Genomic DNA, 11,882 nt, shown 5'->3' with positions numbered 1-11,882 from the left:
CGCTCACCCCTGGGTCACCAGCTGGAATCAGTAACCCCGCGGTCCGCGCCCGACTGCCGAGAAACGACCTCGACATCGCTGAATTCCATCGGGGCGCTGTCCTGCGCCGCGGCGGCGCGCCGTTCGTCGGCATTCGGCGGCGCGAGCGAAACCTTCGGCGCCATCGGCATTTCGGTGCTCAGGTCGGGCATGCCCTCGACCAGATCCGAGAGTTTGGGCAGTCGCGCGCGGCGATCGTGCAGGGGCATCATCAGCTCCTGCGCCTTGCGCGTGACCTCGGCGGTGGCTTTCTGCGCCGCTTCCGTCACGGCCTTGGCGATTTCGCCGTAGCTCAATTCGTCTATGTCGGAGGCGAATTTGGTTTCGACAATGGTGCCGTCGGCATTGACGGTGACGGTGACCCGTTTGCGCACTGTCGCACTGGCGATCAGTTCGGCCCGCTGCTGCTGCACCTGCGCGATCGCCCGAAACTGCTGCTGGACTTCATCGAGTACCGCGGCCATCTCGGCCTTGGCGAATTCGTTTGCCATACCCCCGCCCCCGGACTACTGGAAACCGTCGCCGTTGGACTGGTCCATGCGCCGCAACTCCTTGGCGGTCTTGGTCTGACCGGTGTAGAAGTTGTCGAAATTCGTCGCGGTGGTCTTGATATTCGCGGTCATCTGCTGGCGCGCCACTTTATAACCTTGTGGCCCCTCGGCGAATTGTGCGCCGAGCTTATCGTCGCCCCAGGGTGCGCCACGTCCGGCGAGCGCCGAATCCAACGTGCTCAGCACGGCGTTGACCCGATCCCGAACCGCGCTGGTCCGCTCCGCGGCCTTCTCGAACAGGTCCGCGTCATGTCTCAACTTGTCCGACATCGCGCCAACTCCTCGAGTTCCTGCGGTCCCCCGCATCGTCACCATCGGATCCTGTAATTCGACGATGACAGCGCTCGGCGACTCGTCAGTAGCACGGACATGAACGGAAAGTGCCCTGGTAGTTACAGCGCGCAGCGGGCGATTACCGGGGTGCGAGGATCGGGGGATGCGAGTACTGGTGCAGCGTGTGTCCGCCGCTCAGGTGACCGTCGACGGCGAGACCGTCGGCAGGATCGATCCGAACCCGCAGGGACTGGTCGCCCTGGTCGGGGTGACACATAACGATACGGAGTCGACCACGAAAGCGTTGGCGGACAAGATGTGGCGGCTGCGGATTCTCGAGGGTGAACGGTCGGCGGCGGATCTGGACGCGCCGATTCTGGTGGTCAGTCAGTTCACGCTGTATGCCGACACCGCCAAGGGTCGTCGCCCGTCCTGGTCCGCGGCCGCGCCGGGCTCGGTCGCCGAGCCACTGGTCGACGCGTTCGCCCAGGCGCTGCGTGCGCTCGGCGCGACGGTCGCCACCGGACGATTCGGCGCGCACATGCATGTCGAACTGGTCAACGACGGACCCGTGACACTGCTGCTCGAAAGCTGAGTGCAACCACCCCTGACAACTTCGCACCGCATTTGTTTGCTCGACCACCGCTCCGAACTGCGAAGAACAGCACGGGTGCCCAGCAGCGGCCTTCCAGAACCTGTCAACCGGTCGATCGTGGCGGCGGCGGTCGCCGGTGGATTGCCTGCTCATTCCGGCGGTTTGTATGGCAAACTCGGTCGAGCAGAATGCGGCCGCTCGACGACCGTACGCGGAAGGTGAAGCGGGAGTTGAGGTCGCGATGGATCTGAGTGCACTCGAGCGTCGGGTCGCCGAGGATCGCCGGGCAGCCGTCGACCGAACGGTCGAGAACGAGTTGCAGTTGGCCACATCGCTCTGCGAACTCGCCAAGGGTTTGGTCGCCACCAAGAACGGCACCGGACGCGACCGGACGGCCGAGGCGCTCGCGCCATCGCAGGAGTCGGTCGGCATCCGGCTGCACTGGCTGGCCGCCGGACGGGTCACCGCGCAGTTCGCTGGTGAAGTGCAAGAGGCACTGCGGGTATTCGAGCAGGCGGCCCGCCACATCGGGCACCGGGAGTTGGCGGCCAGCACCATCCGCAATGCCTGCCATACGTATCGCCAGGTGGCGCGCAACCATGCGCAGGTGGCCGCGGTGTGCGCCGACGGACTGTCGAAGTGTGGCGTGTGGCTGTGCCGTCTCGACCCGGGCGCCGCGGTGGCCGCGAGCGAGGACGCGGTGCGGATCCGCAGCGCGCTGTTCGCGGCGAATCCGGATCAGGCCGGTAAGTACCTCGCCAGTCTGAATATGCTGCTGCGCACGCTGATGGTCGGCCGGCAGCGCAAGCCTGCCATCGCGATGTACCGCGAGCGCTACGCGGCGCTCACCTCGCCCGAGATGACGGCCCGGCTGCGGGAAACCCGGATCGAGGACATCGACCTCACCAACAAGACCTTCACCGCGCTCACCAAACTCGAATGCCGCACGCTGCAGCGCGCGGGACACCTGACGCAGCAGCAGATCCTGTACCAAACCTCGGGCGATCTCTCGACGATCGAGGAGATCAACTGGAAGCTCGCACTGGTCGGCCTGAAGCCGCTGGCCGCCGGCGCGTTACCCGATCCGCCGTCACGACCGGTCGAAATCGGCGCGACCTTCGGCGCTTTGAGCGTGCGCTGCAGTTCTCGTGATGCCGTCGCCCAGGTCCGCGCGGCGATCATCGCGGCCTACGCCGCCGATAGCGCACGGCAGGTCGATCGCACGGCGGTCCGCGGCGCACACGAAACCCACTGGCATACCTTCGATCCCGAATTGAACTCGGCGCCCTCGCTCGGCGACGACGTGGTGTTGATCGAACAAACCTACGGCGGTTCGGTTGTCGTCATGAGCCTGAATTGGGAGATGGCTCCGGTCGGTAGACATCCACTGGCGCAGCACCTTTCCGCACGCTGGCCGGTGATCAGCGTGACGGCGAACGAAAAGATGGCCTACGAGCTGTGCCGCTACGAGGACGGTGCGGCCACCCAATACGCCGCCCTCGGTCGCCCGAGTGGCCAAGCCCCGCTCGACGCACCGCTGGCGCCGTTGGACTTCGCCGCACTGGCCGATTACGGCGCGGACTACGCATCCGAAACCCAGGTCCGCGCCGCCTTCGGCAATACCGACATGTTCGCGAAACTCACCCACCTGCCCGCCAGCGGCATCCGGCAGGCCGCATTGGCGATTCCACTCGCCGACTACGGCGACAACGTGCTGTTCTTCCGCGGCGACGGTAGCTAGCCCTGCAGTTCCCAGTGGGTTTTCGGAACGGTCGTGCATCCGTTGCGTGAATCTCTGTCGCCGAGCCGCGACCCGCAGATGCGGCCGCGCCACACCCCCGTCAATGCGACCGCACCCATTCGGCGATATCCGCGATTACCGCGGCGTCCACATGCTGCAGCCGTTGGTAATCCGCTGGCATGGACGGACCGGTACCCGGAAAGAACAGGTGGTCGTCTACCGGGTACGTCCGAATGGTGACATCCGGACGGTCATCGAGACCCACCTGCCATCCGGCCAGGTCGTCGGCGACTGTCACTTGATAGTCACGCTCGCCCTGCAGAATCAGCATGGGCTTGTCCAGCGTCGCCGCGACCGCGACCGGATCGTAGGCGCGCAGGTCCAGCCAGTACGCGGCGCTCATGCCGAACGGCAGATCCGCGGCCGGGGTGGCGTCCGAAAGATCTTGGCTGTCAACCAGTTTCGCCTGTTCGATGATGGTCTCGATGGGCGGGAACGCCGCGACGGACGCGGGATCGATCTCGGCGAGGTGCCGCAGCACCCGCACCATGGCCCACTGCATCGGCTGCGTATCGGCGGCGAGTAGGACCATGCCCGCCAGCGCGGGCACGGCCTCGGCCACCCGCGGCGCGACTTTGCCGCCCATGCTGTGCCCGACCACGAAGACCCGTCCGGAATCGACAGTCGGTGCCGCACAGAGCATCTCGATACCAGCGCGGGCATGCGGCAGATACTCGTCGCGCATCGTGAATTCCATTGTCGCCGCGACTTTCTCGGCGTGCGCGAAGGTCACCTTGTCGAAGCGCAGCACCGCGATCCCGCGACTCGCCAAGCCCCAGGAGATATCTCGATAGATCCGGTTGGGCCCAACCGTGCCGTCGCGATCGAACGGACCGCCACCAGCGAGCAGCACCACCGCGGGATACGGACCGTCGCCCCGCGGCATGCTCAGCGTGCCGGGAACCGCGAAATCGCCGGACCCGACGGTGACCTCCCGCTCGTCGAATGCGGCCGGATTCACGTAATCCGGCGCTTGCCACGCCTCGGCTTCGATCGTCCGCAGCGACTCGTTGCGTTCCATATTGCCCTCCCCGGGGAGCCCTCTGATCATTCTCAACTTTGAGAAAGGTATCACAGATGAGAACATGGGGGCTATGGACTCCATGGAGCTGCTCGCACATCCGGTGCGACTGCGCATCGTGCACGCCATGTCGGGTGGGCAAACGCGCACGACCGCACAGCTGTGCGCTCGGATGCCGGACGTCTCGAAGGCCACGGTGTACCGCCACGTCGAATTGCTCACGACGGGTGGCATTCTCGAGGTCGTCGAGGAACAGCGGGTACGCGGCGCGGTAGAACGCCGCTACCAGCTGCGCCGTGAGCGCGCGGTCATCGACGCCGATCGGGCCGCATCGGCCTCGATCGAGGACCACCGCCGCGTCTTCGCCGCCGCGACGGCCATTCTGCTCGCCGAATTCAATGCCTACCTCGACCGCGAAACCGCCGATCCGGCCGCGGATCTCGTCGGCTATCGCCAGCACGCGCTCTGGCTCGACCATGAGGAACTGCTCGGCCTGATCGACGATATGCGCGCCGCGATCCTGCCCCGGCTGAAAAACGCGGCAGCACCGGGCCGTTCGCAGTACCTGCTCAGCCCGATCCTATTTCCCATCGGCGGACCCGAGGAAGCCGACAACGGGTAAATCATCCGCACCCGCACTCGAATGCCGGGTACCGTCGTGCCGTGCCGGAATCCGAGAATTCGACTGATCAGGCAATCGACCGGGCAGCACGCTGGGCGGAGCGGGCGAGCTCGTTCGGCGCGCAGGCCGAGGTCTACGCGGAGCATCGGCCGGACTATCCGGCGGCCGGCATTCACTGGGCGTTGGCACCGATCGGCGACCGGAAAGCGCCCGTCGTACTCGATCTGGGCGCCGGCACCGGCAAGCTCACCGAGGGGCTGTTGGCCATCGGCGCCGAGGTGATCGCCGTCGAACCCGATGACGCGATGCGTGCCGAGCTGGTCGCACGGTTCCCCGATGTGCGGGCATTTTCCGGTGCGGCAGAGGCGATTCCGCTGCAAGACGGATCGGTGGACGCGGTGCTGGCCGGGCAGGCATTCCATTGGTTCGACCAGGCTCGTGCCTTCCCCGAAATCGCGCGGGTGCTGCGCACGAACGGCGTCTTCGCGGCACTCTGGAACAAGGACGACGGCCGCGTCGAATGGGTCGCCGAGCTCCAACGGGTCGTGCGATCGGGCACGTCGCTTCCATCGGCCGGGGATAACAAGCTGCCGTCACATCCATTGTTCGCCGAATTCGAACAGTCCGAGTTCGCGCACACCCAACGACGGACCGCCGAATCCCTCACCACGACAATCGGTACGCATTCGAACACCGTGGTGATATCGGCACAGCAGCGGGCCGAACTGCTCGATCGGATAAGTACCTATCTGCACAGTCGACCGGAAACCGCCGAGGGCGAATTCGACTTCCCGCTTCGGACCGAAGTCATCCGAACGGTCCGCCGCCGCACCGATACACTGTCGCCGCAGCAGGATTGAGCCGAATCCACTCCGCCGTCGGAGTCGGCCCCGTCGGTCGCCTGCTCGACCCGATACGATTCCTGGCTCGGCGGACCCGAGCCAGTTGCGCGATGCGTACCCAACCTTTTGTAGCTGTACCCGGTTGATCCCGATATGAATGCAATCCTGAACCGGTGGACCGGAACCTCGGGTACGCACGACCGAGCCGTGCGGATGTCTAACGGAAGCCGCTACCTACTCGCAACGCCGCGCATCCCGCCGCACCGGCCCTGAGCTGTGCGGAGAGCCGACCGGGCCGACCGGCCGACCGCGGTTCGCCGCAGAACTACGCAATCCCCCAAGGGAATTCGAGTAGCTATCTACTCACGTGCGCACCCCTCCCCCGGACATACGCTTCTTTCAACGTTGAAGTTCAGCACGAATCAGAGGAGAAACCATCGCCATTGTTGTAGCGGTCGATCCCCTACACGACCCCCGAGGTGCGGCAAGACGCACGGGCGCGGGTGCAAGGAACGACGTCACCGATCCAGCGCGAGCTGGGTAACGTCAGGGCAGGCGGCGGACGCATTGTGTCCGAATCTGTTGTCCACCACACGTTTACGACCTACGGGCGTCGGTGCGGCTCGGCTCCTCGCCGCGCAGCGTCACCGAGCCCGGAGTCGGATATCGTGACCGATCCGCCCGGCACACGTGCAACCTGGCGTCCGCCGACCCCAGGGCCTGGGTAGGTGCGAAAGTCGTTCGCGCGAACGCTATTCGGTACCGATAAACGTTCGGCGCCAAACAATACGCGGTGCCGCGAAATGTTCGTCACCACGAGACGTCCGGTGCCGCAAACGTACGGCATCGCAAACCGTAGGTGTCGCGAAAATGTACAGTGCCCGCAAATGTACGGCACCACCAAACGTAGGCACCGTGAAATGTACAGTGCCACCCAATGTCCGGCACCACAGAATGTTCGGTACCGAGAATGGTTCGGTACCGACCAGTGTCAGGTACCGCCGCCTACTCCGGACGCAGCGTAAGAATCCGCGGCCCGTCCTCGGTAACCGCGACCGAATGTTCCCAGTGCGCGGCACGACTACCGTCGAGCGTCACCACGGTCCAGTCATCGTCGAGCACCTTGGTCTGCGTCGTGCCCAAGGTCAGCATCGGCTCGATCGCGAGCACCGATCCGACAACGAGCTTCGGCCCTTTACCCGGCGCACCCTCGTTGGCCAGGAACGGATCCATATGCATCTCCCGGCCGATGGCGTGCCCGCCGTAACCATCGACGATGCCATAGGACCGACCGTGTTCGGTTTCGGCCGCGCGCGTACCCATTTCGATGGCATGGGAGATATCAGTCAGCCGATTACCGGGCAGCATGGCCGCGATCCCCGCCTCCATCGACATCTTGGTGGCCGCACTGAGCAGCTGATCGGCGTCGATGATCGAACCGACACCGAAGGTCCAGGCCGAATCACCGTGCCAGCCATCGAGAATCGCGCCGCAGTCGATCGAGACCAGATCACCCTCGGTCAGCATTTCCTGCGCCGTCGGAATCCCGTGCACCACGCGGTCATTCACCGATGCGCAGATCGAACCCGGAAATCCGTGATAGCCCTTGAAGGACGGCACCGCGCCCGCGTCACGGATGACCTGCTCGGCGACCTCGTCCAACTCCAGGGTGGACACCCCGGGCTTGGCGGCCGCCCGCACCGCGACCAGCGCGCTGCCGACGATCGCGCCGGCTGCCGCCATCGCATCCAGTTCGCCTGCCGTACGGAACGGCACGACCTTCTTCTTGCGGTTGAAGACCATCCGGCCTCAGTGCTCCATTCCGAGCAAGTCAGTGTCCCAGGCCGCGAGCGACATCAGTGTCCCAGCGCGCGCAGGGCGCGGGCGTTGACCTCGTCGATCTCGCCGACGCCGTCGACCGAGACGACCAGACCGTCGTAGTGCTCCAGCAGCGGCTCGGTCTCCTCGCGGTACACCCGCAGCCGGTTGCGGATCACACCCTCGTTGTCATCGGCACGACCACGCGCCATCATCCGCCCGACCACGGTGTCCTCGGGCACGACGAAGCACAGCACCGCGTCGAGCTTCTTGTCCATATCCGCGAGGATCTTCTCCAGCGCGTCGGCCTGATCGACCGTGCGCGGGTAGCCGTCCAGCACAAAACCATTCGCGGCATCCGGCTCGGCGACCCGGGCCTCGACCATGCGGTTGGTCACATCGCTCGGCACGAGATCGCCGGCATCGATGTACTTCTGCGCCTCGCGCCCCAGCGGGGTCTGGGCGGAGATATTGGTACGGAACAGGTCCCCGGTGGAGATGTGCGGGACGCCCAGCTTGTCCGACAGGAGATCGGCCTGGGTACCTTTGCCGGCTCCCGGCGGTCCGAGCAGTACAAGTCTCACTTGAGGAACCCTTCGTAATTTCGATTCATCAGCTGGCTTTCGATCTGCTTCACGGTGTCCAAGCCGACGCTCACCATGATCAGCACCGAGGTGCCACCGAACGGAAGGTTCTGGGTGCCACCGGAGGCGCCGATATCGAGGAACAGATTCGGCAGGACGGCCACGAGACCGAGGTAGATCGAGCCGGGGAGGGTGATGCGGCTCAGTACGAAATTGAGGTAATCGGCGGTCGGCCTACCCGGGCGGTACCCCGGGATGAAACCACCGAACTTCTTCATCTCGTCGGCGCGCTCCTCCGGATTGAAGGTGATCGCGACATAGAAGTAGGTGAAGAACACGATCAAACCGAAGTAGATCGCGATGTACACCGGGTTGCCGGGGTTCACCAAGTATTTCTGGATGGTCTCCTGCCACCAACTCTGGTCGGTGGCGCCCTTCGAGGATGTCAGCTGCGCGACCAGGTTCGGCAGGTACAGCAGCGATGAGGCGAAGATCACGGGGATGACGCCCGCCTGGTTGACCTTCAGCGGCAGATAGGTCGAGGACCCGCCGTACATCTTGCGGCCGACCACGCGCTTGGCGTACTGCACCGGAATCCGGCGCTGGCCCTGCTCGACGAAGATGACCGCGGTGACGATAGCGAACGCGGCGACACAGACGAGACCGAAGACCAGTCCGCCGCGGTTCTGCAGGATGTTGTTGCCCTCGTTCGGGATGCGCGCGGCGATACCGGAGAAGATCAGCAGCGACATACCGTTACCGACGCCGCGCTCGGTGATCTGCTCGCCGAACCACATGACCAGTGCGGCACCGGCGGTCATCACCAGCACGATGATGATCATGCCGAAGATGCTGGTATCAGCCAGGATGTCCTTCTGGCAGCCCTGTAGCAGCTGACCGCGGGCCGCGAGCGCGACGAGACCGGTGGCCTGCAGGATCGCCAGCGCGATCGAGAGATACCGGGTGTACTGCGTCATCTTGTTCTGGCCCGATTGGCCTTCTTTGCGCAGTTCTTCGAATCGCGGGATGACGACGGTGAGCAGCTGGATAATGATGCTCGCGGTGATGTAGGGCATGATGCCGATCGCGAAGACCGACAGCTGCAGTAGCGCACCACCAGAGAACAGGTTGATCAGCTGATAGATACCGGCCGAATCACCACCGGAGACCAGGTCGATACATTCCTGGACGCTTTTGTAATCGACACCGGGGGACGGCAGCGACGCACCCAAGCGGTACAGCGCGATCAACCCCAGCGTGAAGAGAATCTTCCGCCGTAAGTCCGGAGTCCGGAAGGCCGATACGAAGGCGGAAAGCACAGATCCTCCTGGCGAACGACATGGTCATGCCACGGATATAGAAAACCCATGACGAGGCTTGGCAGACAACAATTGAACTCTAACAGTGGCACCGGACGAGCTCTTCACTCGTCCGGTGCCACTATCTGCAGAGTACCGTCAGCCCAGCTCGGTGACAGTGCCACCGGCCGCGGTGATCTTCTCCTTGGCGGCGCCGGTCACCTTGTCGACGGTCACCTGGACCGCGACGCCGATCTCGCCATCGCCGAGAACCTTGACCAGCTGGTTCTTGCGAACCGCGCCGGCGGCCACCAGCTCCGCCTTGCCGACCGCGCCGCCCTCAGGGAACAGCTTGGCGATCGAGCCGACGTTCACGACCTGGTATTCCGTGCGGAACCGGTTCGTGAAGCCCTTGAGCTTGGGCAGCCGCATGTGAATCGGCATCTGCCCACCCTCGAAGGCGGCCGGGACGTTCTTACGAGCCTTGGTGCCCTTGGTACCGCGGCCCGCGGTCTTGCCCTTGGAGCCTTCACCGCGACCCACGCGGGTCTTCTCGGTCTTGGCGCCCGGGGCCGGACGCAGGTGATGCAACTTGATGGTCATGTCAGACCTCCTCAACTGTTACGAGGTGGCGCACGACATTGATCAGCCCACGGTTCTGCGGATTGTCCTCGCGAACCACGGTCTGGCGGATCTTCCGCAGGCCGAGCGTACGAAGGCTCTCCCGCTGGTTCACCTTGGCGCCGATCGACGACTTGATCTGGGTCACCTTGAGATCTGCCATTACCTGGCACCTCCCGCTGCCTGAGCGCGTGCGCGCAGCATGCCCGCGGGGGCGACGTCCTCGAGCGGCAGACCACGACGGGCCGCGACCTCTTCCGGACGCTGCAGCATCTTGAGCGCCGCAACCGTCGCGTGCACGACGTTGATGGCGTTATCGCTACCGAGCGACTTCGCCAGAATGTCATGGATACCAGCGCATTCCAGCACCGCGCGCGCCGCACCACCGGCGATCACACCGGTACCGGGCGAGGCCGGACGCAGCATGACCACACCGGCCGCCGCCTCACCCTGAACCGGGTGGGTGATGGTCGAGCCGATCATCGGGACGCGGAAGAAGCCCTTGCGAGCCTCCTCGACACCCTTCTGGATGGCCGCGGGAACTTCCTTGGCCTTGCCGTAGCCGACGCCGACCAGACCGTTGCCGTCACCGACGATCACGAGGGCGGTGAAGCTGAAGCGACGACCACCCTTCACGACCTTGGAGACACGGTTGATCGCGACGACGCGCTCGAGCTGGTTCTTGTCGGCCTGCTGGTCACGACGGTCACCACCGCCACGGCGATCGCGACCACCGCCACGGCCGTCGCGGCTGTCGCCGCCACCGGCGGCACCATTCTGCTGTCCGGCGGGTCCGCTGCCGCCGTCACGCCTTTGACGTCCCGGCATCAGACGTTCCTTCCATAATTGTTTGCAGTCATCAGAACTTCAACCCACCTTCGCGAGCGGCATCGGCCAGCGCCGCGATGCGGCCGTGGTAATCGTGACCACCACGGTCGAATACGACGGCATCGATACCAGCGGCCTTGGCACGCTCGGCGATCAGTTCGCCGACCTTCTTGCCCTTGGCCGACTTGTCGCCGTCCAGCGCGCGCACATCGGCCTCGATCGAGGACGCGGCGGCGATGGTCTTGCCGATCGAATCGTCGATGAGCTGTGCGTGCAGGTGACGCGAGGAGCGGTTGACCACCAGACGCGGACGCTCGGTGGTGCCGACGACCTTCTTGCGCAGACGGAAGTGACGGCGGGTCTTCGACAGACGGCGCGCGGTCGACACGTCCTTGCCACGCGGAACGCGCTTGGCCTTCTGATTTTCGGTTTGCGCCATGATCACTTACCCGTCTTTCCGACCTTGCGGCGAACGACCTCGCCGGCGTAGCGGATGCCCTTGCCCTTGTACGGGTCGGGCTTACGCAGTCCGTGAATGACAGCGGAGATCTGGCCGACCTTCTGCTTGTCGATACCGGACACGGAGAACTTGGTGGGTGTCTCCACCGCGAAGGTGATGCCCTCCGGAGCCTCGATCGGGACCGGGTGGCTGTAGCCCAGGGCGAACTCCAGGTTCGAGCCCTTGGCCGCCACGCGGTAACCGACGCCGAAGATTTCCATCTTCTTCTCGTAGCCCTTGGTGACGCCTTCGATCATGTTGGCGACCAGGGTGCGGGTCAGGCCGTGCAGCGCACGGCTCTCGCGCTGATCGTCCGGCCGGGCGACCTCGAGCTGACCGTCCTCACCCTTGGTGATGGTGATCGGCTCGGCGACGACGTGGGTCAGGGTGCCCTTCGGGCCCTTCACCGACACGTTCTGGCCGTCGATGGCGACCTCGACGCCCGCGGGAATTGCGATGGCCTTCTTGCCAATACGCGACATTGTCCTAC

General features: G+C 64.8%; 15 protein-coding genes. 4 read left to right on the top strand and 11 right to left on the bottom strand.

Annotated features, from left to right (window positions below; genetic code table 11):
* Positions 1 to 14: 14 nt before the first annotated feature.
* On the bottom strand, positions 15 to 530 hold the full coding sequence (locus tag OG874_RS40235) for a YbaB/EbfC family nucleoid-associated protein (RefSeq protein WP_330252258.1): 516 nt from the start codon (positions 528 to 530) through the stop codon (positions 15 to 17).
* 15 nt (positions 531 to 545) lie between these two features.
* On the bottom strand, positions 546 to 860 hold the full coding sequence (locus OG874_RS40230; RefSeq protein ID WP_330252257.1) for a hypothetical protein: 315 nt from the start codon (positions 858 to 860) through the stop codon (positions 546 to 548).
* A gap of 166 nt (positions 861 to 1,026) precedes the next feature.
* Between OG874_RS40230 and dtd the strand changes: the two genes are divergently transcribed.
* Positions 1,027 to 1,458, top strand: coding sequence for a D-aminoacyl-tRNA deacylase (dtd, locus tag OG874_RS40225; RefSeq protein ID WP_330252256.1), 432 nt, complete (start codon positions 1,027 to 1,029; stop codon positions 1,456 to 1,458).
* Positions 1,459 to 1,699: 241 nt separating this feature from the next.
* Positions 1,700 to 3,199, top strand: a complete 1,500-nt coding sequence (locus OG874_RS40220) for a hypothetical protein (protein WP_330252255.1) — start codon at positions 1,700 to 1,702, stop codon at positions 3,197 to 3,199.
* Positions 3,200 to 3,299: 100 nt separating this feature from the next.
* Here OG874_RS40220 and OG874_RS40215 read toward each other — a convergent pair whose 3' ends face one another.
* Complete coding sequence (locus OG874_RS40215; RefSeq protein WP_330252254.1) at positions 3,300 to 4,280, bottom strand: alpha/beta hydrolase family protein; 981 nt, start codon at positions 4,278 to 4,280, stop codon at positions 3,300 to 3,302.
* A gap of 73 nt (positions 4,281 to 4,353) precedes the next feature.
* On the opposite strand from OG874_RS40215, the gene OG874_RS40210 reads away from it, so the two are divergent.
* Positions 4,354 to 4,902: a helix-turn-helix domain-containing protein gene (locus tag OG874_RS40210; protein ID WP_330252253.1), complete on the top strand. Its 549-nt coding sequence runs from the start codon at positions 4,354 to 4,356 to the stop codon at positions 4,900 to 4,902.
* A gap of 41 nt (positions 4,903 to 4,943) precedes the next feature.
* Complete coding sequence (locus OG874_RS40205; RefSeq protein ID WP_330252252.1) at positions 4,944 to 5,762, top strand: class I SAM-dependent methyltransferase; 819 nt, start codon at positions 4,944 to 4,946, stop codon at positions 5,760 to 5,762.
* Between the two features lie 987 nt (positions 5,763 to 6,749).
* On the opposite strand, the gene map is transcribed toward OG874_RS40205, so the two are convergent.
* From map to rplF, 8 genes are all read right to left on the bottom strand, one after another.
* The gene (gene map / locus OG874_RS40200) at positions 6,750 to 7,547 is read right to left on the bottom strand and encodes a type I methionyl aminopeptidase (RefSeq protein ID WP_330252251.1); all 798 of its coding nucleotides are present in this window, start codon (positions 7,545 to 7,547) and stop codon (positions 6,750 to 6,752) included.
* A gap of 53 nt (positions 7,548 to 7,600) precedes the next feature.
* Positions 7,601 to 8,146: an adenylate kinase gene (locus OG874_RS40195; RefSeq protein ID WP_330252250.1), complete on the bottom strand. Its 546-nt coding sequence runs from the start codon at positions 8,144 to 8,146 to the stop codon at positions 7,601 to 7,603.
* Complete coding sequence (gene secY / locus OG874_RS40190) at positions 8,143 to 9,465, bottom strand: preprotein translocase subunit SecY (RefSeq protein WP_330252249.1); 1,323 nt, start codon at positions 9,463 to 9,465, stop codon at positions 8,143 to 8,145. The genes OG874_RS40195 and secY overlap by 4 nt, the downstream gene beginning before the upstream one ends.
* 138 nt (positions 9,466 to 9,603) lie before the next feature.
* Positions 9,604 to 10,047, bottom strand: a complete 444-nt coding sequence (rplO, locus tag OG874_RS40185) for a 50S ribosomal protein L15 (protein WP_330252248.1) — start codon at positions 10,045 to 10,047, stop codon at positions 9,604 to 9,606.
* Position 10,048: 1 nt separating this feature from the next.
* Entirely contained in the window at positions 10,049 to 10,228 is a 180-nt protein-coding gene (rpmD, locus tag OG874_RS40180) for a 50S ribosomal protein L30 (RefSeq protein ID WP_216911421.1), read from the bottom strand.
* Complete coding sequence (rpsE, locus tag OG874_RS40175) at positions 10,228 to 10,893, bottom strand: 30S ribosomal protein S5 (protein ID WP_330252247.1); 666 nt, start codon at positions 10,891 to 10,893, stop codon at positions 10,228 to 10,230. Before rpsE ends, rpmD begins: the two co-directional genes overlap by 1 nt.
* A gap of 31 nt (positions 10,894 to 10,924) precedes the next feature.
* Positions 10,925 to 11,332, bottom strand: coding sequence for a 50S ribosomal protein L18 (gene rplR, locus OG874_RS40170; protein ID WP_330252246.1), 408 nt, complete (start codon positions 11,330 to 11,332; stop codon positions 10,925 to 10,927).
* Positions 11,333 to 11,334: 2 nt separating this feature from the next.
* The gene (gene rplF, locus OG874_RS40165; RefSeq protein ID WP_330252245.1) at positions 11,335 to 11,874 is read right to left on the bottom strand and encodes a 50S ribosomal protein L6; all 540 of its coding nucleotides are present in this window, start codon (positions 11,872 to 11,874) and stop codon (positions 11,335 to 11,337) included.
* Between the last annotated feature and the right edge of the window lie 8 nt (positions 11,875 to 11,882).

Origin of the sequence: Nocardia sp. NBC_00565 (genome assembly GCF_036345915.1) — a bacterium.
Classification (GTDB): domain Bacteria; phylum Actinomycetota; class Actinomycetes; order Mycobacteriales; family Mycobacteriaceae; genus Nocardia.
The sequence above is the reverse complement of the archived record's forward strand: the minus strand, read 5'-3'. Positions and strand labels throughout refer to the sequence as shown.

Coding starts and splice junctions, on each gene's coding strand:
- OG874_RS40220 (WP_330252255.1), top strand. CDS start 1,700: ATGGATCTGAGTGCACTCGAGCGTCGGGTCGCCGAGGATCGCCGGGCA.
- rpsE (WP_330252247.1), bottom strand. CDS start 10,893: ATGCCGGGACGTCAAAGGCGTGACGGCGGCAGCGGACCCGCCGGACAG.
- rplR (WP_330252246.1), bottom strand. CDS start 11,332: ATGGCGCAAACCGAAAATCAGAAGGCCAAGCGCGTTCCGCGTGGCAAG.
- rplO (WP_330252248.1), bottom strand. CDS start 10,047: ATGACCATCAAGTTGCATCACCTGCGTCCGGCCCCGGGCGCCAAGACC.
- rpmD (WP_216911421.1), bottom strand. CDS start 10,228: ATGGCAGATCTCAAGGTGACCCAGATCAAGTCGTCGATCGGCGCCAAG.
- dtd (WP_330252256.1), top strand. CDS start 1,027: ATGCGAGTACTGGTGCAGCGTGTGTCCGCCGCTCAGGTGACCGTCGAC.
- map (WP_330252251.1), bottom strand. CDS start 7,547: ATGGTCTTCAACCGCAAGAAGAAGGTCGTGCCGTTCCGTACGGCAGGC.
- OG874_RS40230 (WP_330252257.1), bottom strand. CDS start 860: ATGTCGGACAAGTTGAGACATGACGCGGACCTGTTCGAGAAGGCCGCG.
- OG874_RS40215 (WP_330252254.1), bottom strand. CDS start 4,280: ATGGAACGCAACGAGTCGCTGCGGACGATCGAAGCCGAGGCGTGGCAA.
- OG874_RS40235 (WP_330252258.1), bottom strand. CDS start 530: ATGGCAAACGAATTCGCCAAGGCCGAGATGGCCGCGGTACTCGATGAA.
- rplF (WP_330252245.1), bottom strand. CDS start 11,874: ATGTCGCGTATTGGCAAGAAGGCCATCGCAATTCCCGCGGGCGTCGAG.
- OG874_RS40210 (WP_330252253.1), top strand. CDS start 4,354: ATGGACTCCATGGAGCTGCTCGCACATCCGGTGCGACTGCGCATCGTG.